The organism is Streptomyces sp. NPDC054842 (assembly GCF_053611025.1).
Genome location: NZ_JBSGZN010000061.1, coordinates 1 through 22,364, shown reverse-complemented (window position 1 = coordinate 22,364; position 22,364 = coordinate 1). Strand labels below are relative to the sequence as shown.

The 22,364-nt window shown below is 71.6% G+C and carries 23 protein-coding genes; 16 read left to right on the top strand and 7 right to left on the bottom strand.

Translation table 11 applies throughout. The features are described 5' to 3' along the window. Window positions 1-19 precede the first annotated feature (19 nt). A complete protein-coding gene (locus ACWGIS_RS32530) occupies window positions 20-190 on the top strand; it encodes a hydrophobic protein (RefSeq protein ID WP_453366090.1) in 171 nt (56 codons plus the stop codon). Between the two features lie 51 nt (window positions 191-241). Further along, window positions 242-811, top strand: a complete 570-nt coding sequence (locus ACWGIS_RS32525) for a Dps family protein (protein WP_453366089.1) — start codon at window positions 242-244, stop codon at window positions 809-811. A 129-nt stretch (window positions 812-940) separates the two neighbouring features. Here ACWGIS_RS32525 and ACWGIS_RS32520 read toward each other — a convergent pair whose 3' ends face one another. Then, entirely contained in the window at window positions 941-1,876 is a 936-nt protein-coding gene (locus tag ACWGIS_RS32520) for an anti-sigma factor RsbA family regulatory protein (RefSeq protein WP_453366088.1), read from the bottom strand. Next, window positions 1,873-2,235 carry an STAS domain-containing protein gene (locus ACWGIS_RS32515; RefSeq protein ID WP_453366112.1) on the bottom strand — a complete coding sequence of 121 codons (363 nt, stop codon included), beginning with the start codon at window positions 2,233-2,235 and terminating at the stop codon, window positions 1,873-1,875. Before ACWGIS_RS32515 ends, ACWGIS_RS32520 begins: the two co-directional genes overlap by 4 nt. Window positions 2,236-2,511: 276 nt before the next feature. On the opposite strand from ACWGIS_RS32515, the gene ACWGIS_RS32510 reads away from it, so the two are divergent. The 4 genes from ACWGIS_RS32510 to ACWGIS_RS32495 all read left to right on the top strand — a co-directional run bounded on the left by ACWGIS_RS32510 (window position 2,512) and on the right by ACWGIS_RS32495 (window position 10,969). Next, window positions 2,512-3,393 carry an RNA polymerase sigma factor SigF gene (locus ACWGIS_RS32510; RefSeq protein ID WP_453366087.1) on the top strand — a complete coding sequence of 294 codons (882 nt, stop codon included), beginning with the start codon at window positions 2,512-2,514 and terminating at the stop codon, window positions 3,391-3,393. Between the two features lie 425 nt (window positions 3,394-3,818). Next, the gene (locus tag ACWGIS_RS32505) at window positions 3,819-7,823 is read left to right on the top strand and encodes a HAMP domain-containing protein (RefSeq protein ID WP_453366086.1); all 4,005 of its coding nucleotides are present in this window, start codon (window positions 3,819-3,821) and stop codon (window positions 7,821-7,823) included. Between the two features lie 220 nt (window positions 7,824-8,043). Then, the gene (locus tag ACWGIS_RS32500) at window positions 8,044-10,407 is read left to right on the top strand and encodes a SpoIIE family protein phosphatase (protein ID WP_453366111.1); all 2,364 of its coding nucleotides are present in this window, start codon (window positions 8,044-8,046) and stop codon (window positions 10,405-10,407) included. 184 nt (window positions 10,408-10,591) lie between these two features. Next, window positions 10,592-10,969 carry an STAS domain-containing protein gene (locus tag ACWGIS_RS32495; RefSeq protein ID WP_453366085.1) on the top strand — a complete coding sequence of 126 codons (378 nt, stop codon included), beginning with the start codon at window positions 10,592-10,594 and terminating at the stop codon, window positions 10,967-10,969. Between the two features lie 238 nt (window positions 10,970-11,207). Here the strand turns inward: ACWGIS_RS32495 and ACWGIS_RS32490 are convergent, their stop codons facing one another. Then, window positions 11,208-11,639: a MarR family winged helix-turn-helix transcriptional regulator gene (locus ACWGIS_RS32490; RefSeq protein ID WP_453366084.1), complete on the bottom strand. Its 432-nt coding sequence runs from the start codon at window positions 11,637-11,639 to the stop codon at window positions 11,208-11,210. A 198-nt stretch (window positions 11,640-11,837) separates the two neighbouring features. Between ACWGIS_RS32490 and ACWGIS_RS32485 the strand changes: the two genes are divergently transcribed. The 6 genes from ACWGIS_RS32485 to ACWGIS_RS32460 all read left to right on the top strand — a co-directional run bounded on the left by ACWGIS_RS32485 (window position 11,838) and on the right by ACWGIS_RS32460 (window position 17,694). Then, window positions 11,838-13,010 (top strand): PP2C family protein-serine/threonine phosphatase, encoded by a 1,173-nt coding sequence (locus ACWGIS_RS32485; protein ID WP_453366083.1) that lies wholly within the window; start codon window positions 11,838-11,840, stop codon window positions 13,008-13,010. A gap of 140 nt (window positions 13,011-13,150) precedes the next feature. Next, window positions 13,151-14,047 carry an STAS domain-containing protein gene (locus ACWGIS_RS32480; protein ID WP_453366082.1) on the top strand — a complete coding sequence of 299 codons (897 nt, stop codon included), beginning with the start codon at window positions 13,151-13,153 and terminating at the stop codon, window positions 14,045-14,047. Continuing rightward, window positions 14,044-14,460: an STAS domain-containing protein gene (locus ACWGIS_RS32475; RefSeq protein ID WP_453366081.1), complete on the top strand. Its 417-nt coding sequence runs from the start codon at window positions 14,044-14,046 to the stop codon at window positions 14,458-14,460. The genes ACWGIS_RS32480 and ACWGIS_RS32475 overlap by 4 nt, the downstream gene beginning before the upstream one ends. A gap of 47 nt (window positions 14,461-14,507) precedes the next feature. After that, the gene (locus ACWGIS_RS32470) at window positions 14,508-14,903 is read left to right on the top strand and encodes an anti-sigma regulatory factor (protein ID WP_453366110.1); all 396 of its coding nucleotides are present in this window, start codon (window positions 14,508-14,510) and stop codon (window positions 14,901-14,903) included. Continuing rightward, on the top strand, window positions 14,900-15,973 hold the full coding sequence (locus ACWGIS_RS32465) for a SpoIIE family protein phosphatase (protein ID WP_453366080.1): 1,074 nt from the start codon (window positions 14,900-14,902) through the stop codon (window positions 15,971-15,973). The genes ACWGIS_RS32470 and ACWGIS_RS32465 overlap by 4 nt, the downstream gene beginning before the upstream one ends. Then, window positions 15,970-17,694 carry a PP2C family protein-serine/threonine phosphatase gene (locus ACWGIS_RS32460; protein WP_453366079.1) on the top strand — a complete coding sequence of 575 codons (1,725 nt, stop codon included), beginning with the start codon at window positions 15,970-15,972 and terminating at the stop codon, window positions 17,692-17,694. The genes ACWGIS_RS32465 and ACWGIS_RS32460 overlap by 4 nt, the downstream gene beginning before the upstream one ends. 84 nt (window positions 17,695-17,778) lie before the next feature. On the opposite strand, the gene ACWGIS_RS32455 is transcribed toward ACWGIS_RS32460, so the two are convergent. Together ACWGIS_RS32455 and ACWGIS_RS32450 are read right to left on the bottom strand one after the other, a co-directional pair. Then, window positions 17,779-18,066, bottom strand: a complete 288-nt coding sequence (locus tag ACWGIS_RS32455) for a DUF4190 domain-containing protein (RefSeq protein ID WP_453366078.1) — start codon at window positions 18,064-18,066, stop codon at window positions 17,779-17,781. Between the two features lie 96 nt (window positions 18,067-18,162). Next, window positions 18,163-18,879, bottom strand: a complete 717-nt coding sequence (locus ACWGIS_RS32450) for a GAF and ANTAR domain-containing protein (protein WP_453366077.1) — start codon at window positions 18,877-18,879, stop codon at window positions 18,163-18,165. Window positions 18,880-19,137: 258 nt separating this feature from the next. Between ACWGIS_RS32450 and ACWGIS_RS32445 the strand changes: the two genes are divergently transcribed. The 3 genes from ACWGIS_RS32445 to ACWGIS_RS32435 all read left to right on the top strand — a co-directional run bounded on the left by ACWGIS_RS32445 (window position 19,138) and on the right by ACWGIS_RS32435 (window position 20,583). After that, window positions 19,138-19,398: a WhiB family transcriptional regulator gene (locus tag ACWGIS_RS32445; protein WP_453366076.1), complete on the top strand. Its 261-nt coding sequence runs from the start codon at window positions 19,138-19,140 to the stop codon at window positions 19,396-19,398. A 150-nt stretch (window positions 19,399-19,548) separates the two neighbouring features. After that, complete coding sequence (locus ACWGIS_RS32440) at window positions 19,549-19,983, top strand: ATP-binding protein (protein ID WP_453366075.1); 435 nt, start codon at window positions 19,549-19,551, stop codon at window positions 19,981-19,983. Window positions 19,984-20,241: 258 nt separating this feature from the next. Continuing rightward, window positions 20,242-20,583, top strand: a complete 342-nt coding sequence (locus ACWGIS_RS32435) for a hypothetical protein (RefSeq protein ID WP_453366074.1) — start codon at window positions 20,242-20,244, stop codon at window positions 20,581-20,583. Window positions 20,584-20,634: 51 nt separating this feature from the next. Here the strand turns inward: ACWGIS_RS32435 and ACWGIS_RS32430 are convergent, their stop codons facing one another. Both ACWGIS_RS32430 and ACWGIS_RS32425 read right to left on the bottom strand, forming a co-directional pair. Next, a complete protein-coding gene (locus ACWGIS_RS32430) occupies window positions 20,635-20,982 on the bottom strand; it encodes a PRC-barrel domain containing protein (RefSeq protein ID WP_453366073.1) in 348 nt (115 codons plus the stop codon). A gap of 146 nt (window positions 20,983-21,128) precedes the next feature. Next, window positions 21,129-21,638, bottom strand: a complete 510-nt coding sequence (locus ACWGIS_RS32425) for a DUF6328 family protein (RefSeq protein ID WP_453366072.1) — start codon at window positions 21,636-21,638, stop codon at window positions 21,129-21,131. Window positions 21,639-21,797: 159 nt separating this feature from the next. Here ACWGIS_RS32425 and ACWGIS_RS32420 point away from each other — a divergent pair, with 159 nt between their 5' ends. After that, window positions 21,798-22,289, top strand: a complete 492-nt coding sequence (locus ACWGIS_RS32420; protein ID WP_453366071.1) for a hemerythrin domain-containing protein — start codon at window positions 21,798-21,800, stop codon at window positions 22,287-22,289. Window positions 22,290-22,364: the final 75 nt, after the last annotated feature.

The following is a 22,364-nucleotide window of genomic DNA, read 5'->3' as shown; positions in this document are numbered from 1 at the left end:
GGGCTGGAGGTTGATGACAATGGTTCCGCTTCTGCTGGTCCTCCTGCTCGCCCTGCTCCTTTTCGGAGCCGGTTTCGCCCTGAAGGCGCTCTGGTGGATCGCGGTCGTCGTCCTCGTCGTCTGGCTGCTGGGCTTCGTGATGCGCTCCGAAGCGTCCGGCGGGCGGCGCGGACGCTGGTACCGCTGGTAGAAGACACGGCGAATCTCACCGCAATCAGCCCCACACGAAGGGAGAGAATTGATGTCGACGTCCACGACCCCGAACTACACGGTCCCCGGACTCAGCATGCACGACGGCGGAAAGGTCATCGATCTGCTGCGTATGCGTCTGCACGCCCTGAACGACCTTTCCCTGACGCTGAAGCACGTTCACTGGAATGTCGTCGGGCCGCATTTCATCGCCGTGCACGAAATGCTCGATCCGCAGGTCGACCGGGTGCGTGAGATGGCCGACACCACGGCCGAGCGCATCTCCGCCCTCGGCGGCGTGCCGCACGGCACCCCGGGCACCCTCGTCACCGAGCGCACCTGGGACGACTACGACGTCGGGCGCGCCGACGCCATCGCCCACCTCGGCGCCCTCGACCTCGTCTACACCGGGATCATCGAGGACCACCGCGCGGCGATGACCGAGGTCGGCAAGACCGACCCGGTGACGGAGGACATCCTCATCGAGCAGCTGCGGGACCTGGAGCAGTTCCAGTGGTTCGTCCGGGCGCACCTCGAGAGTTCCGGCGGCACCCTGTCCACGGCCGGCGCGCAGACCGAGCGCCAGGCCGCGCAGGACGCCGAGCGGAGCGGTACGCGCTAGACGTCCGCCCGCATACAAGGCGAAGGCCCGGCCCCGAAGTGCGAAGTGGGGCGGGGCCTTCCGCGCGTCCGGGGCCAGGGGGCCAGGAGTCCGGGGCGGATGTGGTCCCGGCCGGCACCACGGGCGGGGTCAGGCTCGGGGGAGGTAGCTGCGCACCGTCGTCCCCACCGCGCCGCTGTGCACACGGACCAGATCGGACAGGTAGTGCACGAGGAGCAGGCCCCGGCCGCCGAGCTGAGCCGGAGGCGCCGGGCGCCGGCCCGCCAGCAGGTCGGTCAGCCGCCCGTCGTCCTGCACCTCGCAGACGATCTGGTCGTTCTCGGCCCAGATCCGCACCGTGCCGGAACCGCCTCCGTGCACGACGCTGTTGGTGGTGAGTTCCGCGACGACGAGAGCGAGGTCCTGGAGCCGGGGACCGCTCATCCCGCGCTCCCGGGCCTCGGCGAGCGCGAAGTCGCGGGTGACCGGCAGGGCCTCCGCGTCGAAGACGGCGCTCGCCGCTCCGGGCGGGTGGCGAAGCGTTTCGTTGAAGCGTGCGAGCACGCTGTCGACCGCGTAGGCGGCGCTGACTTCCTTCTGGCCGCCGTCGATGAGGACGGGGTGCGTGGCACGCGCGTCGTCGATCACCTCGGAGGGCAGTGCCTCGGCGTCGTAGGGACACAGGATCGTCACGTCCCGGCCGCTGAACGCCACGTTGATCAGGGCTTCGTGCTGGACGCAGGCCGGGTACTCCACGGCGGTCCGGCCGGTCCAGATCGGCTCGCCGATGATCCGCACGTGGCTGCCGGAGTGGGCGTCGGCGAAGGAGCGCAGGACCGACGGGATGATGCGGCCGGGGTTGCGGCCCGCCTTCGTCATGTCGACGAAGTGCACCCGCGCCGCCGACTCGCCGAGTGCCGAGCGGATCAGGTCCAGCTGCCGGACGGGCGCCGCCACCGCCACCGGCTGCGCCGCCTCCAGGCCGGCCCGCAGGAACGGCACCGTGCCGTCGACGTAGTCCTCGTCGCCGCGGTAGAAGAGCGCGGGGTGGGTGAAGGGGTCGGGTCGGGTGGCCGTACTCGTCATGCCGCCACCTCAATCGTCCGTAGGTCTGGCCAGAACATATGCAGGATCCGCTCGAGTTCGGGCGGAGGCTGTTCCAGTACCAGACGCCGCTTCGCGTGCAGGCTTTGCGCGGTGCGCGCCAGATCGGCGGCCCCGGCGACGTCGACGAACGAGATCGCCGACATCTCCAGGAAGCAGACGTGGTCGGAGCGGCACGCCAGCCGGCCCAGGGCTTCCCGCCAGACGGGACGGGTGGGCGGGCTGATCTCGCCGATCATACGTATGCCCGGTCGTTCCACGAGTGCGTACGTGTGAAGCACCGCCCCACCGACCTGCCGGGAGACGGGGGCCGTCTCCGGCCCACCACCGCCGTGCGCCATTTCCACCGCCTCTGCCTGGGAATCCCAAGCGTACTTGGCCGTCCCGACAGCCCGCTGACACCCTGGGCGACCGGACGTCGACGGGCGGGACGCCGTACACGCCGCCGCACGGCCCCGCCGCGCAAGGCGGAAGGGCGCGAGGGGGCCGAGGGGGGCAGCCGTTCACTCCAGGCACTCTGGTATGCATGTTTTCGTCAGTTCGGGTGGATTAGATCTTTCGAACCCGGGCAGGCGGGCTCTGTCATTCAAGATTTTTCGACGATTGGGGTGGACGGCATGGCAGCCGTGACGGCGGTGCAGGCAACGGGCACGGCGCGTGAGGCGGTCGAGGCGGTCTCCGCGTCGGAGCTCCCCTTCATCGACGACCCCTCCAAGGTCAAGCCGAAGGACGCCCGCGACCTCTCGCGTCAGTTCTTCGACCGGCTCTCCGTGCTGGAGGAGGGCACGCGCGAGTACCAGTACGTGCGGAACACCCTGATCGAGATGAACCTCTCCCTGGTGCGCTACGCCGCCTCCCGCTTCCGCAGCCGCGGCGACTCCATGGAGGACATCGTCCAGGTCGGCACCATCGGCCTGATCAAGGCCATCGACCGGTTCGAGCTGACGCGCGAAGTCGAGTTCACCTCCTTCGCCGTCCCCTACATCGTCGGCGAGATCAAGCGCTTCTTCCGTGACACCAGCTGGGCGGTCCACGTGCCCCGCCGGCTCCAGGAAGCCCGCGTCGAACTCGCCAAGGCCACCGAGGAACTCCAGACCCGCCTCGGGCGCACCCCGACCACGCGCGAGCTGTCGGAGCTGATGTCCCTCCCCGAGGAGGACGTCATCGAGGCCCGCAAGGCCGCCAACGCCTACAGCCCGACGTCCCTGGACGCGGCGCTCCTCGGCAACGGCGGAGCGGACGGCGAGAGCGTCCTGGCCGACTTCATCGGTGAGGACGACCCCTCCCTCCAGCTCGTCGAGGACTTCCACTCCCTGGCTCCCCTGATCGCCGGACTCGACGACCGCGAGCGCCGCATCGTCCACCTGCGTTTCGTGGAGGAGCGCACCCAGGCCCAGATCGGTGAGGAGCTCGGCATCTCCCAGATGCACGTCTCCCGGCTGATCACCCGCATCCTGAAGCGGCTCCGCACGGGCCTGCTGGACCCGGCCGTCGCCTGACGCCCCCGTCCCCCGCGAGGACCCCGGTCCCGCCGTCCCGGTCGTCACCGTCCCCCCGGTGCACCAGGACGGCGGGACCTTTCCGTCCGCCCGCTTCCCGGTTCGACGCCCCTCGGCGGCACCGGCGCGGACGGGAAACCCGGCGGTTTTCACGGGGGCCCGGAGGGGGACGGACCGAGAGGGTTCTGTGTATCCCCACTTCGCGAAGTCATGCCTCGCCCAGGCAACTTTCCCGACCGTACCCTTGGTTACGCCCACCGCTTTGTTCAGCACGTGCCTTCTGGGTTAGCCTGCGGCGTATTTTCTCAGCGGCAGATCCGTGATCTGCGGGAATACCGTGTACGGCGTGTGAGACCGTCCGCGGGTGCGGCGTGGTTCCGAGTCCTTTTCCCGGGGACTCTTGGGGAGCGGAACGAGGGGTACGCATGACCGTCACAACGACCGAGCCTTCGAGCCGGACGCCGGGCGAGCAGGAGCTGCGGCAACTGCTGGCAGGGCTCACCGCCGTGCGCGACGGAGACTTCGGCACGCGTCTTCCGGACGAGGCCGGCGGCCTCCTGGGCGACATCGCCACCGTGTTCAACGGCATGGTGGACCAGCTGTCGGTGTTCACCTCCGAGGTGACCCGGGTGGCCCGCGAGGTGGGCACCGAGGGCACCCTGGGCGGCCAGGCCGAGGTCCCGGGAGTCTCCGGCACCTGGGCGGACCTGACCGACTCGGTCAACGCCATGGCCGGCAACCTCACCACGCAGGTCCGCGACATCGCCCAGGTCGCCACGGCCGTCGCCAAGGGAGACCTCTCCCAGAAGATCGACGTTCCCGCCCGCGGCGAGATCCTCCAGCTGAAGGAGACCGTCAACACGATGGTCGACCAGCTGTCCGCCTTCGCCGACGAGGTCACCCGCGTCGCCCGCGAGGTCGGCAGCGAGGGCCGTCTCGGCGGCCAGGCCCAGGTGCCGGGCGTCGGCGGCGTGTGGCGGGACCTCACCGACTCCGTGAACCTCATGGCGGGCAACCTCACCGCCCAGGTCCGCAACGTGGCGCAGGTGACCACGGCCGTGGCCAAGGGCGACCTCTCCCAGAAGATCACCGTGGACGCCCGCGGCGAGATCCTGGAGCTCAAGGACACCATCAACACGATGGTCGACCAGCTGTCCGCCTTCGCCGACGAGGTCACCCGCGTCGCCCGAGAGGTCGGCACCGCCGGCAACCTGGGCGGACAGGCCACCGTGCGCGGTGTCTCCGGCACCTGGAAGGACCTCACCGACAACGTCAACGTGATGGCGTCGAACCTGACCGGTCAGGTGCGGTCCATCGCGCAGGTCGCCACGGCCGTGGCCCGCGGCGACCTCTCCCAGAAGATCACCGTCGAGGCCAAGGGCGAGGTGGCGGCGCTCGCGGACGTCATCAACACGATGGTCGACACGCTGTCCGCGTTCGCCGACGAGGTCACCCGCGTGGCCCGCGAGGTGGGCACCGAGGGACGGCTGGGCGGCCAGGCGCACGTGCCGAACGTGGCGGGCACCTGGAAGGACCTCACCGACAACGTCAACTCGATGGCCAACAACCTCACCGGCCAGGTGCGCAACATCGCGCTGGTGACGACCGCGGTGGCCAAGGGCGACCTGTCGAAGAAGATCGACGTCGACGCCCGCGGCGAGATCCTGGAACTCAAGACGACCATCAACACGATGGTCGACCAGCTCTCCGCCTTCGCCGCCGAGGTGACCCGAGTGGCGCGCGAGGTGGGCAGCGAGGGCCGCCTCGGCGGCCAGGCCGAGGTCGAGGGCGTCTCCGGTACGTGGAAGCGGCTGACGGAGAACGTGAACGAGCTGGCGGGGAACCTGACCCGCCAGGTGCGCGCCATCGCCGAGGTCGCGAGCGCCGTGGCCGAGGGCGACCTGACCCGCTCCATCACCGTGGAGGCCTCGGGCGAGGTCGCCGAGCTGAAGGACAACATCAACTCCATGGTGGAGTCCCTGCGCGAGACGACGCGGGCCAACCAGGAGCAGGACTGGCTCAAGACCAACCTGGCGCGGATCTCGGGTCTGATGCAGGGCTACCGGGACCTGGACGTCGTCGCCGAGCTGATCATGGACGAGCTCACGCCGCTGGTGTCCGCCCAGTTCGGCGCCTTCTACCTCGCCGAGGAGACCCCCCGCGGCACCGAGCTGCGGCTCGTCGGCTCGTACGGCTACCCGGACGACGACGACCGGCCCGCCCGTATCCCGATGGGACGCTCGCTGGTGGGCCAGGCGGCCCGCAGCCGCCGCGCCATCACCGTGGACCAGCTGCCGCCGGGCTACGTGACCATCTCCTCGGGTCTCGGCCAGACGGTGCCGACCGCGCTCGTGGTCCTGCCCATCGTGGTCGAGGAGCAGGTGCTCGGCGTCATCGAGCTGGCCTCGGTGGCCCGCTTCACGCCGGTCCACCAGACCTTCCTCGAACAGCTGATGGAGACCATCGGCGTCAACGTCAGCACCATCGTGGCCAACGCCCGCACCGACGAACTGCTCGGTGAGTCCCAGCGGCTCACGGCCGAGCTCCAGGCCCGCTCGGAGGAGCTGCAGGTCCAGCAGGACGAACTCCAGCGCTCCAACGCGGAGCTGGAGGACAAGGCCTCGCTGCTCGCGACGCAGAACCGCGACATCGAGGCCAAGAACCTGCAGATCGAGCAGGCCCGCCAGGAACTGGAGGCGCGCGCCCAGCAGCTGTCGCTGGCGTCGAAGTACAAGTCGGAGTTCCTGGCGAACATGAGCCACGAGCTGCGGACGCCGCTCAACAGCCTGCTCATCCTCGCCCAGTTGCTCGCGCAGAACCCCTCGCGCAACCTCACCCCCAAGCAGGTCGAGTACGCGGGCATCATCCACTCCGCGGGCTCGGACCTGCTCCAGCTGATCAACGACATCCTCGACCTGTCCAAGGTCGAGGCCGGAAAGATGGACGTCACCCCGGAGCGGGTCCCGCTGCGGCAGCTCCTGGAATACGTCGAGGCCACGTTCCGGCCGATGACCTCGCAGAAGAGCCTGGACTTCACGATCAGCACGGCGCCCGGCGCCCCCGGGGACCTGCTCACCGACGACTCCCGGCTGCGCCAGGTGCTGCGCAACCTGCTCTCGAACGCGGTCAAGTTCACCGAGCAGGGCAGTGTCGAACTGCGCATCGAACCGGCGGCGGGCGACGAGGTGCCCCAGGGCGTGCTGCGGGACGGCACGGTCGTCGCCTTCCGCGTGAAGGACACGGGTATCGGCATCCCGGAGCAGCAGCTCGAGACGATCTTCGGCGCCTTCCAGCAGGCGGACGGCACCACGAGCCGCAAGTACGGCGGCACCGGTCTCGGCCTGTCGATCACCCGGGAGATCGCCCACCTCCTCGGCGGCGCGGTCACCGTGGACAGCACGCCCGGCCAGGGCAGCACGTTCACGCTGTTCCTGCCGGTCGCCCGTCCGGACTTCGAGGAGCTGCTCAGCGGCACCCGTCAGCTGGAGCCGGCGCCGGCCGAGCCGAGCGCCGAGGTCGTGTCGGTCCGGCGTGCGGTGCCGGCGTCGTCCGGGTCCGCCCGGCAGGCCCGGCGGCGGCTGCTGGTCGTCGAGGAGCGTCCCCGCGGTCTGCTGACCCTCGTCGCGGAGAGTGCGGTCGGGGACGTCAGCCGCAGCCGCGAGGAGGTCGAGGGCCGCGAGACGGTCGACGTCATCACGGTCGTGGGAGCGCAGGAGGCGGCGAGCGCGCTGGCCGCGGAGCCCTGCCACTGCGTGGTCCTGGAACTCGGCATGCCGGAGGGCGAGGCGGCCCACTTCCTGCAGGCGGTGGAGGGCGACTCGGCGCTGGCGAGCGTGCCCGTGCTGATCCACAACGGCAACCGGCTCGACCTGGCGCAGGAGCGGGCCCTGCGGTCCCTGTGCGGGGACCGGCCGCTGGAGTTCCTCTCCAGCCTGGACGAGCTGCGGGAGCGGATCGCGCTGCACCTCTCCGCGGAGGAGCCCGGTGACGTGCTCCCGCTCGTGCGCGGCGCCGAGGAGGCCCAGCAGCAGGACGCCGGGCTCGTCGGGGAGGCGTTCCACGGGGCCACCGTGCTGGTGGTCGACGACGACGCGCGCAACCTCTTCGCCCTGAGCGGCATCCTGGAGCTGCACGGCTTCCAGGTGCTGCACGCGGAGAACGGCAGGAAGGGCATCGAGACCCTGGTCAACCACCCGGACATCGCGTTGATCCTGATGGACGTGATGATGCCGGAGATGGACGGGTACACGGCCACCGCGGAGATCCGCAAGATGCCGCAGTACGCCGACCTGCCGATCATCGCGGTCACGGCCAAGGCGATGCCCGGCGACCGGGAGAAGAGTCTCCTGTCGGGCGCCAGCGACTACGTGACCAAGCCGGTCGACACGAACGATCTCATCGCCTGCGTCCGGCGCTGGCTGAGCGTGTGACACCGGATGGCCCCGGCCGGTTCGCCGAGCCGGCCGGGCGCCGTCCCGCACCCCACCTTCCCCGCGCCAGCCGGCGTCCCAGCCGAGGAGCAACCGCACAGTGAGCATTCCTGAGGAGTCCGGCGAGTCCGGCCCCGGCGAACAGCCCGTCGGATCCGCAGCTCCCTCCCTTCCGCCGACCGCCCCCGGCGAGGACGCCGCCACCGGCTCGGAGGCCGCGGTGCCCGCCGACGAGCTGCGGGACGCCCCGTCCACGTCACCGGTGGGCAGGCTGGCCGCCACCGTGGAGCGGCTGCGGCGCGAGGTCCAGGCCGCCCAGGCCGAGGCCGACGGGCGTGCCCTGATCGAACTGGCGAAGGGCATCCTCATCGAGCGGCTGGGCTGCGGTCCCGCGCAGGCCGCCCGGCAACTGGCCGAGCTGACCGAGCAGGCCAGGGTGCCCATGCTCGAACTGGCCGTCGACGTCATCAACCAGGCGGCCCGCGACCGGCTGTCCGAGGTGACCAGCACCTTCCTCGCCACCGCGACGGATCCCGGCGCCTCCCCGGACACCTCCTCCGCCGTACGGCTGCGCGAGGCCGAGAGCGGCGTGCTGGCCGCCGACGACACCCAGGCGGTCGCCGACTCCCTGCTGCAGCACGCCCTGGCCCCGCTGGGCGCGGCGGCCGTGGCCATCTGGGCGGCCGGCGCGGACGGTTCGCTGACGCTGGCGGGCAGCGCCGGCTTCTCCACGGCGGAGGCCGCCCGCTGGCGCTACGTGCCGCCGGGTGTGGCGACGGTGGCCCGCCGTGCCCTGGCGCACCGCGCGACCCAGTGGACCGGTTCGCTGGCCGAGGAGGGCCTGCCGACCATCGGCAACGGGCACTTCCCGGGCGGTGGGCGGGTCGCCGCCCCGGCCGGGGCGGGCGGCCGCATCCACGGCGTCCTGGAGATCGCCTGGCCGTCCCCGCTGGAACCGCAGACCCCCCAGGTCGTCCGGCAGGTCGAGGCCCTGGCGGAGCTGTGCGCCCACACGCTGGAGACGCAGCCGGCCCTGATCGACGGCGCCGAGGCCCGCGGCCCGCTGACGGCCGACGTCTCCGAGCTGATGGACCTGGTCGACGGGCTGCACGACCCCGCGCTCGTCCTGGTGCCCCACCTCGACGGCGACGGACAGCTCTCGGACTTCCGTATCCGCCACGTGAACAGCCACTTCCTCGATCCCGCGGGCCGCCCGCGCGGCGTCGTCAACGGCGCGCTGCTGCTGGAGGCGTATCCGATGGCGGCCGGCGAGAGCGAGCTGTTCCAGCGCGTCGAGCGGGTCTACGCCACCGGCGAGCCGTTCCGCGCCCGGCGGATGGACCTGACGGCCCTGGTCGACCAGGTGCCCCTGGCGGCGGTCGCCGACATCAGCGTGAGCCGGCACGGCGGCAGCGTACTGCTCATCTGGCGGATCGAGGACGAGACCGCGCGGCTCGCCAGTCTGCTCCAGCACGCGCAGCGGCTCGGCAGGATCGGCGGCTTCGAGGAGAACCTCCTCACCGGCGAGATCACCTGGAACGGCACGCTCTTCGACCTGTACGGGCGGCCCACGTCCAGCAGTCCCGTGCCGCTGGAGGACCTGGCCGCCCACGCGCACCCCGACGACGCCGTCACCATCGGCCGCTTCCTGCGGACGCTGCTGCACCACCGTCGGCCGGCCACGGCGGCGTTCCGGCTCCAGCGTCCCGGCGGGGTGACCCGGCACATCCGGGTGGTGGCCGAACCGGTGCTCGGCGTCGACGGCCGCCCCCTGGTCGTTCGCGGCGCCTACCAGGACATCTCGGCCCAGCACTGGACGGAGGTGGCGCTGGCGGCCACCCGCGACCAGCTCGCCCACAGCGAGCAGCAGGCGCACGAGCGTGCCCGGCTGACCCTTCAGCTGCAGCACGCGATCATGCCGCCGACCCAGGCGCCCCTGAAGGCGCCGGGGATCCAGGCGGCCGTCCGCTACCGTCCGGCGGAGACCGAGCAGCTCGTCGGAGGCGACTGGTACGACGCCGTGGTGCTGCCCTCGGGGCTGGTCCTGCTGTGCGTGGGCGACGTGGCGGGTCACGGCATAGAGGCGGCGACCAGCATGGTGGTCCTGCGCAACGCGCTGCGCGGGCTCGCCGTGACGGGCGCGGGTCCCGGCCAGCTGCTGTCCTGGCTCAACATCGTGGCCCACCACCTGACGGGCGCCGTCACGGCCACCGCGGTCTGCGGCCTCTACGACCCGGACACCCGCGTGCTGCGGTGGGCGCGGGCCGGTCATCTGCCGCCGGTGCTGATCCGGGACCGGGACGCGAGCCCGCTGCCCCTCCTCAGGGGCATACTGCTGGGCGCCGTGCCCGAGGCCGCCTTCGAGGAGTCGGAGGTGCAGCTCGCGGTGGACGACACGCTGCTGATGTACACGGACGGTCTGATCGAGCGCCGCGACCGGTCGGTGGAGGAGTCGCTGAAGCAGCTGCTGACCACGGCGCGGGCCGACGTTCCGTCGCTGGACCACCAGTTGGACCGGCTTCTGACGTACAGCAAGTCGGACACCGACGACGACACCTGCATCGTCGGGATCAGGGTGGCGTAGGCCCTTTCGGCGTCCTCCCGGGACGCGCGCCGCACGGCCTCCAGGTGTGCGTACCGGTGTAAGGGGTAGGCGTGGTCGTGCTCCCCGCGCCCCGCCGGGACGGATCGCCCGGCAGACCGCCTCCGGCGCATCGGCCCTGCTCAGCGGTGGGGAGGCCCAGTTGTGGTGTCTATTGGAGGTAACTGTGCCGACCGAGCGAGTTCCGGTGTCCGTCGACGTGACACTCCCTCGGGACGGTGTCGCCGTGTTCACCGTCGAGGGCTTCCTGGACGTCGACACAGTGCCTGAGCTGCGCCGCCACCTGTCCGATCAGGTGAGCCGCGGCCGCTACCACCTGCTGCTCGACCTGGCCGCGGTCTCCTTCATGGACTCGTCCGGGATAAACGCGATTCTCCAGGCCCGCGAGCAGACCCGGTCCGTGGGGGGCAGTGTGCGGCTGATCTCGCCCACCCCGACCGTCCGGCGCATCCTCGAACTCACCGGCGTGAACATGGCGGTGCCGTCGTCGGAGAGCGTGGACGCCGCTCTTGCCCAGGTGAGCGAAGTCACCGGTCGGCATTAGGGCCTTCCGGGGCAGGAGTTCTTTGACCGCGGTACCGGCCGGACCGGCCGGACGAACGGAGAAATACGAACAACAGTTGTCATTTGACAACTATGGCCGTGAGGCAACAATGTGATGACGCGTCGGACGCACGGAGGAGACCAAGGATGTCGCGCTGGGTGAAGCCGGCGGCCGGCGCGGGCCGGCCACGGCCCGCGGGCGGCCCCGCCGCCGCACCGGCGACGGACCGGTGCGCCGGTCAGGCCGTACGGACGTCCAGGTCGGCGTCGACCTGCATCTCGGCCGCCGCGACGGCGCAGAAGGCCTCCAGCCCCGCGAGCAGCGCCGTGCGCTTGGCGGCGGGCATCTGGGCGAGCACGGATTCCAGGGCGTCCTCGCGGCGCACCCGCAGCTCCCGCAGGAAGGACCTGCCCTGGCCGCTCAGGAAGAGGCACAGCTCGCGACGGCTGGTGGCGCTGGGGACCCGCTCGACGAATCCGACGGCCTGGAGCCGGTCGCAGAGCCTGCTGGTGGAGGGCGGCGTCGAGCCGAGCCCGTCGGCGAGGGTGCGGAGATTGATGCCCTCGTTGTGCTCAAGGATGAACAGCACCCGCAGCTGCGAGGCGGAGACCGGTGCCGTCGAGGCCCGCCCCCAGAGGATTTCCAGCAGCTCGGCGGCCTCTGAGGTCACACGAGCCACCTCGCCGGGCTGCGGACGCGGGCCGGAGGAAGTCACCGTCTCACTCTCCCAGTCTTCTCGGGCACTGTCAGCTCGCCGGAACGACGTCAGACACAAAACAATAGACACCGGTGCCCACGGGCGGACGGGCGACCTCTCCCCAGCGTGGACCGGGAATCGTACTAGTCGAAGAATGGCGTACCCGACATCGTGAACAGATTCGTGGCTGCGGAGCGCGCTCTGCGCACCGCGGCTCCCCATCAGTTGCTGGACGCCGTCCGCGGCGTCCTGCGCGAGTGCTACGCGGCCGAGTCCGTCGAGCTTCTCATGGCCGACTACGGGCTCACCGTGCTCCAGCCCGTCTCGGATCTCCCCCACACCCTGGAGCCCGTCCCGGTGCACGGCAGCGGCGCGGGCCGGGCGTTCGGCTCGCAGGAGCCCTTCGTCGAGGAGGACGGGGAAGGCCGGCGGCGCACGTATCTCCCGGTGACGGTGCGCGGCGACCGGCTCGGCGTGCTGACCGTGACCCTGCCGTCCGACCACCTCACCGAGGAGGCGCTGGGCGAGCTCTCCGACATCGCCGAGGTGCTCGGCCACGAGGTGCTGGTGGCCGAGCGCGACACCGACGTGTACCTCCAGGCGCGCCGCAAGGACCGGCTGACGCTGGCCGCCGAGATGCAGTGGCAGCTGCTCCCCGGCCGTTCCTGCTCCCGCCCGGAGTACGAGCTCGGCGCCCAGCTGGAACCCGCCTACGCGATCTTCGGCGACAACTTCGACTGGTCGGCCAGCGCGGACCGCCTGGTGCTGTACATAACCAACGGCATGGGTGAGGGGATCGAGGCCTCGCTGCTGACGCACCTCGGCATCAACGCGCTGCGCAACGCACGACGGGCGGGCATCCCGATCGAGGACCAAGCGGCCCTGGCCGACCAGGCGATCTACGCCCAGTACCGCGGTTCCTCGCACCTGTCCGTGCTGATGGTGGACTTCGAGCTGTCGACCGGCCTCATGCGGGTGGTGGACGCGGGCTCGCCCCAGATGCTCCGGCTGCGGGACAAGCGCGTGGAGTGCGTGGAGTTCGAGGCACAGCTGCCCCTCGGCATGTTCGAGGAGACCGACTACGTCGTACAGCAGTTCCAGTGCGAACCCGGTGACCGGCTGCTGTTCGTCAGCGACGGCGTGCACGCCGTCGCCGCCCCCGGTGGTGAGACGTACGGCGAGCGGGCGCTGGAGCGGGCGATCACGTCCACCCGGCTGCTGCCTGCGGCGGAGGTGCCCCGCGCGGTGCTGCGGGAACTGTCCGGCCACCGCGGCGGACCCGCCCCGCAGGACGACGCCCTGGTGGTGTGCCTGGACTGGCACGGCCGTCCGTCTCCCGGGTAGGCACCACCCGCGGGAGCGATCTTCCACCGAGGCGGCGACGGACGCACGTACGGCATGACTACAGTTGTCGCGCGACAAGAGACCGCGCTTCCGTGACGCTTCCGGAAGCCGGTCCACCGTACGACGAAGGAGACGAGCACGTGGCGGACCACGAGGCGGCACACGGGGGTTCCCCGGCCCAGGACGTCGGGAACTTCCTGCGGCGCCGCCGCGAGCAGATCGCGCAGCGCTGGGCCGACGAGACCCTGTTCCGCGCCGTCTTCACGGTGTCCCGGGACGAGGCCGTGGAAGCGGGCAGGGCCGTGGTCGACGCACTGGCGGCGGTGGCCCTGTCGGGGCAGGTCGAGGACCTGGCAGCCGCCGGTTTCGGCACGGTCCGCGAACAGCTGAGGCGCATGGCGGCCTCCCGCGCGCGCTCGGGTGCCACGTCCGCCCAGATCGCCCGGGAGGTCGCCGCCCTGCGCCCCCCGGTGACCGAACTGCTCGAAGCGGAGACCGCCGGCTCCGGCGACGGGCACGTGGAGGGGGGTGCGGTCACCCTCACCGCGCTGCTCGGAACGCTCAGACTGGTCGTCCTGGAGACCGCTCTGAACGCGGGTCAGGAGCTGATCGACCGTCAGCGGCTCCAGCTCCTGGAAGTCGCCACCCCCGTCATCAAGCTCTGGAGCGGCGTCGTCGCCGTCCCCCTGATCGGCACCCTCGACAGCGCCCGCAGCCAGGTGGTGATGGAGAGCCTCCTGGAAGCCGTCGTCACCCAGCAGGCCCGCTTCGCGATCCTCGACATCACCGGGGTGCCGACCGTCGACTCCCTGGTGGCCCAGCACCTCATGAAGACCGTGGCGGCCGCGCGGCTGATGGGAGCGGAGTGCATCGTCTCCGGCATCCGGCCCGCGATCGCCCAGACCATCGTCCACCTCGGCATCGACCTGGGGTCGGTGATCACCCGCGCGAGCCTCGCCGACGCCCTCGAGTACGCCCTGCACCAGCAGGGCATCGTCGTCGTCGACCAGGAGCGCGGCGCTGCGAGCGCCCGATGAGAGGCGGACCCGGCGGCTTCCCGGGCGCCGCCGTACCGGTCCTGAAGCTCGGCGACACCCTGCTCGTCACGCTCCAGGGCGACCTGCACGACTCCGCCGCCGAACAGCTGAAGCACGACATCGGCGAGGCCATCGTGAGCAGCTCCGTCGGCGGGGTGGTCATCGACATCTCCGGGATCGAGATGATCGACTCCTTCCTGGGCCGGGTGTTCGCGGAGATCGCGGCCACCGCAAGGCTGCTGGCGGCGCAGACGGTGGTGGCCGGCATGCGGCCCGCCGTCGCCATCACCCTGGTCGAGCTGGGGCTCACCCTGCCCGGCCTGCGCACCGCGCTCGACGCCGAGGAGGCCATGCGGATGCTGACCCCGCCGCCGTCTCCCCCGCACGGCCCCGCCCGCCGGGAGAGCCCGTGACGGAAACCTCCGGCTGCGTCACCACCCGACTGCCGATCCGCTCGGACATGGATCTGGCGTGGGTGCGCCAGCATGTGCGCCAGTCGGCCGCCGAGCTGGGCTTCGGCCTGGTGGAGCAGACGAAACTGGTCACGGCGGCGAGCGAGCTCGCCCGCAACACGCTGGTCCACGGCGGCGGCGGCGAGGTCGAGTCCACCGTCCTGCACAGCGGGCTCGCGCGCGGCCTGAGCCTCGCCTTCCACGACGAGGGTCCCGGTATCGCCGACCTCGAACGCGCGCTGAGCGACGGCTACACCTCCGGCGGCGGTCTGGGCCTCGGCCTCGGCGGGGCCCGCCGGCTGGTGCACGAGTTCACCATCGACAGCCGTCCGGGCGCGGGCACCACCGTCACCGTGATCTGCTGGTCGGCCGCCCCGCCCCCGCAGCGTGAGGAGAGTCCATGACCCGCGTCTGGGATGTGCCGGTGCACGACTCCACGCGGGTACGGGACGCCCGGGTGGCCGCCGAGTCCGCCGCGGACCACGCGGGACTCGACAGGGACCGTACGGCCGCGGCGGCGCTCGTCGCGACGGAACTGGCCACCAACCTGCTCAAGCACGCCGGCGGCGGGCAGGTCCTGATCGACACCGTGGACGCCGGGCTCGCGCCGTCCGGAGACGGAGGCGTCCGGGCCGTGCAGATCCTGGCGATCGACCACGGCCCCGGCATCGCCGACCTCCCCTCCGCCCTGAGCGACGGCTACTCGACGGCCTCCTCGCTGGGAGCCGGACTCGGCACGTGCCGTCGCGTCGCCGACGACTTCGACCTGCAGAGCACGCCCGGACGCGGCACCGTCGCCCTGGCCCGCGTCCACGCCGTCCCCAGGGACCCGGGCGGACGGGACGCAGGGGGCGCGCACGAGCCGGTGCGCGTGGGCGGGGTGAACATCCCGCTCGCCGCCGCCGAGCACTCCGGCGACGCGTGGGCCTGCGTGCGCGCCGGCGACCTCGTGACACTCCTGCTCGCCGACGGCCTCGGACACGGAGAGGCCGCCGCCGAGGCGTCCGGCGCCGCCCTGGCGGAACTGCGCCACCGGCCGCACCTGCCGCCGGTGGACCTGCTCGGCCGGCTGCACACCGCGCTCCGCCACACCCGGGGCGCCGCCGTCGCCGTGGCCCAGCTCGACCTCGCCTCACGCACCCTGGACTTCGCCGGCATCGGCAACGTGGGGGCACGCCTGCGCTCCGGGGACACCTGGCACCCGCTGCTGTCCCACCCGGGCATAGTCGGCGCCCACCGTCCGGCCCGGCTGCCCGGTCACCGGCTGCCGTGGACGGCCGACGGACTCCTCATCCTGCACAGCGACGGCCTGCCCAGCCGCTGGACTCCCCCGCCCGCCGTCCCCCTCGACACCCTCGACCCCGCCGTCACGGCCGCCGTCGTCGTGCGCGACTCCAGCAGCGCCGCGAGGCCCGTGCGGGACGACACGACCGTGGCGGTGCTGACGCCCGCCCCGCCGGACCGCGAACCATGACCCACACCTGGCAGATCACCACGGTCGCCGACGCCGCCCGGGCGCGCATAGACACCGCCCGCATCGTGGCCGCCCACGGCCTCTCCGCCCTGGAGCGCACCCGGCTGGTCACCGCGCTCAGCACGCAGCTGCGCCAGTGCCTCACCAAGGGCGGCACCTGGCGCCTTGACGTGCGCGTCACCCCGCCCGGGGACGACGGACAGCACCACAGGATCACAGCGAGCGTCCGTTCCTGCGAGGGGGCGGGCCTCCTACCGCGGCAGGCCGCCTGGCGGGCGAGCGCGGAGCTGCCCGGCGGCGGCGATCCGGCCGCGGACCAGGTGCCGTACGAGGGGACGACGAGCCTCGCCTACGCGCTGCTCAGCGCCGACGAGGACACGTCGATGGTCCTGGAGAGCCTCGCCCAGCAGGAGGAACTGGTCGCCTTCCACCGGGAGGAACTGCACCAGACGAACCAGGGTGTCCTCGCGCTGCACGCCGAGCTGGACGCGGCCGGACGTGCCCAGCGCGAGCTGTTCATCGCCGAGCGCGAGGCCCGTACGGAGGCCGAGAACGCGCGCCGCAGGCTGACGTTCCTGGCCGACGCGAGCGCCGCCCTCACCGCCTCCCTCAACCACGAGGAGATCCTGCGGCGGCTGCCCCGGCTCCTGGTGCCCGCCTACGCCCGCAGCGTCGACGTATGGCTCTTCACCGACGAGGACGCGGCGGCGGGGACGGGCCACCGGCCGGCGGCAGCCGTGGCCGCCGCCCGCACGGGGCGCCCCCAGTACGCCGCCGACCATCCGGGCGGCCTGTCCGGCGTCGACGACCACCCCCCGTCGGCCGCGCACCCCGCCGAGCCGCTGCTGTGCATCCCGCTGCCGACCCGCCACTCCCCGCTCGGCGTGGTCACCCTGACGCCTCCCGAACCCCGGTGGGACGCCGACGACGCCGTCATGCTCCTCGAACTGGCCCGCCGGGCGAGCATCGCGATCGACAACGCCCAGCGGTTCGAGCACAACCGCGACATCGCCGAGACCCTGCAACGGGCCCTGCTCACCGAGCTGCCGGCCACACCGGGTCTCAGCCTGGCCGCGCGCTACCTGCCGGCCACCCACGGCCTGAACATCGGCGGCGACTGGTACGACGCCTTCCGCCAGCCCGACGGCAGCCTGGTCGCCGTCGTCGGCGACGTCACCGGACACGGTCTGCACGCCGCCGTCATGATGAGCCAACTGCGCACGGCGCTCCGGGCCTACGCCGTCGACGGCGGCACGCCCGGCCAGCTCCTGACCCGGCTGCACATGTTCCTGCACCAGCTCCAGCCCGACCTGTACGCGACCGCGGTCATCGCCCGCTTCCGGCCCGGCGAACCCACCGTCACCTGGGCCGCCGCCGGTCACCCGCCGCCCGTACTGCGCACCCCCGAGGGCGAGGTGCGGATACTGGACGCCAGGCCCGGCGCCATGCTCGGCATCCCGCTCGACCAGGACATCCGCGACCACACGACGCGGCTCGCTCCGGGATCGACACTCGCCCTCTACACCGACGGACTGGTCGAACGGCGGGCCCAGGGCATCGATCCGGGGATCCAGCGGCTGGCGGACGCGCTCGCCGGCCAGCGCGTGCGGGACCTGGACCGCGATCTGGAGGGCACGGCCGACCGGATCCTGGACCCGATGCTGTACGACTCCGAGCGGGACGACGACGTCTGTCTGCTGCTGTGCCACCTCACCACCTGACGGCCCGCGGCGTACGCGACGCAAGGAGGGGCCCCACCGGAATCGATCCGGTGGGGCCCCTCCGTCGCGTCGGTCTCGGGCCGGTCAGCCGCCCACGTACCAGGTGAAGCCGCCGTTCGACGCGGCCACAGCCAGAAGAATCGCGAAAATGACCAGGTCCACGATACCGAGAACGACTCCGGCCTTCGCCATTCCGCCGCCGCCCTTGACGCCGGCCTGACGCATTCCGATCACACCGAACACGATGGCAAGGGGACCGAGAACCACGTTCAGGAAGAAGATTCCCACGATGCCGCAGACAAGGCTCGCGATGGCCAGACCGTTCGTGCGCGATCCGGAGGACGCGGCAGAGGAACTGCCATAACTCGTCATCAGATTCTCCCGCTGTCGGTGCAGTTGGCGACAGCACCCGAGGAATTCAGGCGCTTCTTCGTTTCCCGACCTTTCGGGTGCCCGGGCCAACTCCGCCTATTCCAACGGACTTTCAGGTTTGTCGCCGGTCTCGCACACCTGCCGGGCGACCTCTCGGAGTTTGATGTTGTGGTCCTGGGACGCTTTCTTCAGAACCTTGAAGGCGATGTCCTCGCTCAGACCGTAGCGGCCCATCAGGATGCCCATGGCCTCCCCGATCTCGTGCCGCGTCTCCAGGGCGTGGCTGAGCTGCTGGTGCGTACGGGCCGCCGAGAAGGCCACGGCCGCGTGCGAGGCGAGGATCCAGCCCGCGCGCTGCGCCGTCTCGTCGAACGTGTAGGACCGCCGGGAGTAGAGGTTGAGGGCACCGAGGGAGTCGTCCTCGGTGAACAGGAAGAAGCCCATCATGCTGCCCATGCCCAGCTTCCTCAGCTGGGGGGCGAAGCGGGACCAGCGCTCGTGCGGCTGGCGCAGGTCCTCGATGGCGTAGACCGGCTGGCGGTCCTCCACCGCGTCGAAGCACGGCCCCTCCCGGAGGTCCCCCTGGATCCGGTCCGCGAGGCGCACCACGTCGTCCGTCGCCGCCAGGGCGTGGACCTTCCCCCCGCGCACGGTGAGGATGCCCGCCTCGTCGCACCCCTTGATCAGCACGGTCGCATGCTCGACCACCCGGTCCAGCGTGTCCTGGACCGAGTCCTGGGCCAACAGGTCCCGGGCCATGTCCGCCAGAGCGACGGCGAACTGTTCCCAGACCTCGCCGGGCTCCTGCGACATGGCCACCTGCCTCGTCGATGGGGAACTGGCGCACCTGGCGGTTCCATCTTGCCACCACCGGGGCTCCCGCGCGCCGGTCGGAAGCGACCGGTCCGGAGCGTCGCGAGCGGTGCCGCCGGGCCCTGCGCGCGGCCCGGCGCGAGCGGACGGGAGCGAACCCGCAGCCCGCGGGCCGTTTCACATGGGCGATCAGGGGTGACCCGGACGGCGACCCGAGCGCACCGATCCGAGCGACGACCACGATGGCAGGAGGCCCTCATGGACGACTGGCGCGAGTCCGCGGCATGCCGCACCGCCGACCCCGACCTCTTCTTCCCCATAGGCAACACCGGACCTGCGCTGCTGCAGATCGAGGAAGCGAAGGCCGTCTGCCGGGTCTGCCCGGTCCGGGACGCGTGCCTGGAGTGGGCGATGGACTCCGAGCAGACCCAGGGCGTCTGGGGCGGCACGAGCGAGGACGAGCGGCGCGCGCTGCGGCGGCGCACGGCGAACCGGCGGGCCAGGGCGACCGCCGCCTGACCGGCCACGCCGGGGTTCGCCGCACCCCGCCGCCCGGTGAGGAGTCGGCAGCCCGGCCGCCCGGAAGCGGGGGCCACGGACGCGGACGAACGGTCGTACCCACCCGCCGGAACCAGCAGGAGTCCCGGTGCCGATCTGCGGGAAGGCGACATGGCAAGAAGACCGAGTGGGGACAAGAACCTGTCAGGCGAGCACATCGAGACCCTCAGCAGCTCCTTCGCCGGCCAGCTGCGCAACGTGACCGACGCGCGCCTGACGGCGGAGGGCTTCCTGACCGCGCTCGCCCGCACGGCACGTCCCAGCGCCCCCGAGCACTGGGACGACATCCTCCTCGTGGTGACGGAGCTCGCGGCCAATTCGATCCAGTACGCTCCGGGCCCCTTCGAGCTGCGGATGCGCCGGACCTTCGACGGCGTCCACGTCACGCTGCGGGACACCAGCACGACGGCGCCGGCACCGCGCCCCTTCCACCCTCGTGAGGGCGGCGGCGGGATCGGCTGGCACCTCGTGCACGCGCTCTCCGACCAGGTCAGCGTGGTGCTGCGGTCCGACGGCAAGGACGTGCACGCCTTCCTGCCGTGGTGACCGGACGGGGTCCGGCGTTGTCGTGGGCGGGGCGGCCGGGGCAGGTGTGGAACCCGGGAAAGTGAGCATCCGGCTGACAGGCAGAGTTCCGCAGCCCTGCCCTGTCCGCGTTGTCAGTGGTCTCCGCAACAATGCCGGGCAGCGAGAACGTCACCGCTCCGGCGGTACGCGATCGAACCACGTCCGTCGAAAGGCTGCCTCCTCATGACGCTCGCCCTCCACCGTTCTCCCGGGTCCGTGGGCCGCGACCGGAGCCGGGTGACTCCCCTCCGGTCCGTCCCCCGCCCCCACACCCCGCTCAGCGCGGGCGGTGCCGAGGTGCTGCGTCTGATCACGGAGCGGCGGGTCTCCGTCTGCCTCACCGTGCACGCCAACGGCCGCCGCCGGTACGGCTACTGGCAGCCCGCCTCCTCGGCCGCCCGGCGCGGCGGCTGCTACGTCGCGCTCCCCACGGACGAGTGCGACGCCCTGCACGCGGCGGGCCGGCTGGTGCTCGGCGAGCCCGTGGTGGACCCGTCGAAGACGACGTATCCCGTGCGGGCCGCGGAGCGGAGCACACCGTCCGTAACGAGTGCTCCGCAGCACGCTCTCACCGCCTGACGTCCGGGGCACCGGCAGGCGGTGCCGGTGCCGGCCGCGGTGGGACGGCGGTCAGTGGCCGGAACCGTAGTGGCCGCCCAGCTGGTCGCGGTAGGCGGGGTCGCCCAGGTGCTTCTCCTTGTCGAACTCGGGAGACGCCTTGATCTCGTCCTTGGTGCGGGACACGAGGATCTTCCGGGCCCGGTGGTCGATGTCCTTGATCGTGCCGGCGGGCAGCATCACCTGCTTGCCGAAGATCCACACGCCGGTGTCGACCACGATGTACTGGGCGACGACGTCGTTGGAGTGCTTGTCGACCTTGCCGATATGACCGTCCTCGGCTTCCACCGCGTACCCCGTCAGGTCGTCGTCGGGCGTGTGGCCGCTGGTGGGCGTGTAGTTCCACAGGGAGTCGTCCACCCTGTACTCCTCTCGAAAGGTCCGGTCGGCCGACCGGATCGGACCAGTCGCCGCGCCTGTGGGAGGCGGGCGCTCGTGGTCCAGTGCCCCGTCGGCGGCGTTGAACGCGCGTCGCGGCAGGATCGGTCCGGCGGGACGGCCGGAACCTACCGGCCCCGGGTGTCCCGGTCCGCGGGGCGGGCGGCGGTGCGGTGGCGTCGGGCCCACACCGGCAGGACGAACCAGCAGAACAGGTACCAGGCGACGACTCCGGCGACCAGCCAGGGCACGTAGCTGTCGTGCGTGGCCACCCGCAGGATCAGCAGCAGCGAGGAGGTCATCGTCGCGAGCAGCAGGATCAGCCCGGCGAAGGTGAGCCGGGAGGCCCACTGGACCGCCTGCGGCTTCACCCGGTTCCCGGAGACGAGCCGGTGCAGGGACACCGGCCCGATCAGCGCGCCGGTGGCGGCGGCGCCCAGCACGACGGTGACGATGTAGATCGTCTGGTCGGCCTCGCGGAGCTGTGCGTAGCGCGGAGTGAAGACGACGGTGAGCAGAAAGCCGAAGAGGATCTGCACTCCCGTCTGGGCCACCCGGATCTCCTGGATGAGCTCGCCCCATTTCCGGTCGGCTCTCTCCTCCTCCGTCTCGTCGCGCCCGCTCCCCGCGGCCCCCACGTCTTTTCCTAGGCCCGGCAAGATTCCTCCTGGTGCGCGTGGCCGCCTCGCGGAGCGGTTCTTTTCACTCCGGCACCGCGAAATCTCCGTAGTGGCCGGGGCGGACGGGGGTAGGCGCCTGAGTGGACCCATCTCCTTCAAGGAAAGGCGTGTACCGCCGTGTCTGCAACGCAGGATGTCGTCGAACTCATTCTTGAGGACCACCGGAGGATGGAGGATCTCTTCCGTGCCATGCGCAGTGTCGAGGCCGACAGAGCGAGCGCGCTCAAGGAATTCTCCGGGCTGCTGATCGCGCACGCCGTCGCGGAGGAGCGCGAGGTCTATCCCGCGCTCAAGCGCTACAAGAACATCGACGACGAAGAGGTGGAGCACGGCGAGTCGGAACACGAGGAGGGCAACGAGGCGTTGCTGGCGCTCCTTGAGGTCGACGAGGTCAGTTCCGAGGAGTGGGACGAGAAGCTGGAGAAGCTCGTCGAGGCCGTCACGCACCATGCCGACGAGGAGGAGCGGACCATCCTCAACGGCGCCCGTGAGAACGTCGCCATGGCGCGCCGGGAGGAACTCGGCGCGGCCTTCCTGAAGGAGCGGGAGCGGCAACTCGACGCGGACTGCGGTTCCTTGGAGAACGTCCGCGGCGTTGTCCAGAGCTGACGGGCCGGCGCGGGCACCCGGGTGTCCGCGCCGCCGCTCTCCGCGCGACGGCCGACCGGCCGCACCCCGTCGGGG

What these genes read in the sequence shown, in the direction of transcription:
- ACWGIS_RS32510 (WP_453366087.1), top strand. Translation starts at nt 2,512, where the DNA reads ATGGCAGCCGTGACGGCGGTGCAGGCAACGGGCACGGCGCGTGAGGCG.
- ACWGIS_RS32520 (WP_453366088.1), bottom strand. Translation starts at nt 1,876, where the DNA reads ATGACGAGTACGGCCACCCGACCCGACCCCTTCACCCACCCCGCGCTC.
- ACWGIS_RS32525 (WP_453366089.1), top strand. Translation starts at nt 242, where the DNA reads ATGTCGACGTCCACGACCCCGAACTACACGGTCCCCGGACTCAGCATG.
- ACWGIS_RS32445 (WP_453366076.1), top strand. Translation starts at nt 19,138, where the DNA reads ATGGACGACTGGCGCGAGTCCGCGGCATGCCGCACCGCCGACCCCGAC.
- ACWGIS_RS32515 (WP_453366112.1), bottom strand. Translation starts at nt 2,235, where the DNA reads ATGGCGCACGGCGGTGGTGGGCCGGAGACGGCCCCCGTCTCCCGGCAG.
- ACWGIS_RS32440 (WP_453366075.1), top strand. Translation starts at nt 19,549, where the DNA reads ATGGCAAGAAGACCGAGTGGGGACAAGAACCTGTCAGGCGAGCACATC.
- ACWGIS_RS32455 (WP_453366078.1), bottom strand. Translation starts at nt 18,066, where the DNA reads ATGACGAGTTATGGCAGTTCCTCTGCCGCGTCCTCCGGATCGCGCACG.
- ACWGIS_RS32530 (WP_453366090.1), top strand. Translation starts at nt 20, where the DNA reads ATGGTTCCGCTTCTGCTGGTCCTCCTGCTCGCCCTGCTCCTTTTCGGA.
- ACWGIS_RS32460 (WP_453366079.1), top strand. Translation starts at nt 15,970, where the DNA reads ATGACCCACACCTGGCAGATCACCACGGTCGCCGACGCCGCCCGGGCG.
- ACWGIS_RS32465 (WP_453366080.1), top strand. Translation starts at nt 14,900, where the DNA reads ATGACCCGCGTCTGGGATGTGCCGGTGCACGACTCCACGCGGGTACGG.
- ACWGIS_RS32450 (WP_453366077.1), bottom strand. Translation starts at nt 18,879, where the DNA reads ATGTCGCAGGAGCCCGGCGAGGTCTGGGAACAGTTCGCCGTCGCTCTG.
- ACWGIS_RS32505 (WP_453366086.1), top strand. Translation starts at nt 3,819, where the DNA reads ATGACCGTCACAACGACCGAGCCTTCGAGCCGGACGCCGGGCGAGCAG.
- ACWGIS_RS32470 (WP_453366110.1), top strand. Translation starts at nt 14,508, where the DNA reads ATGGATCTGGCGTGGGTGCGCCAGCATGTGCGCCAGTCGGCCGCCGAG.
- ACWGIS_RS32475 (WP_453366081.1), top strand. Translation starts at nt 14,044, where the DNA reads ATGAGAGGCGGACCCGGCGGCTTCCCGGGCGCCGCCGTACCGGTCCTG.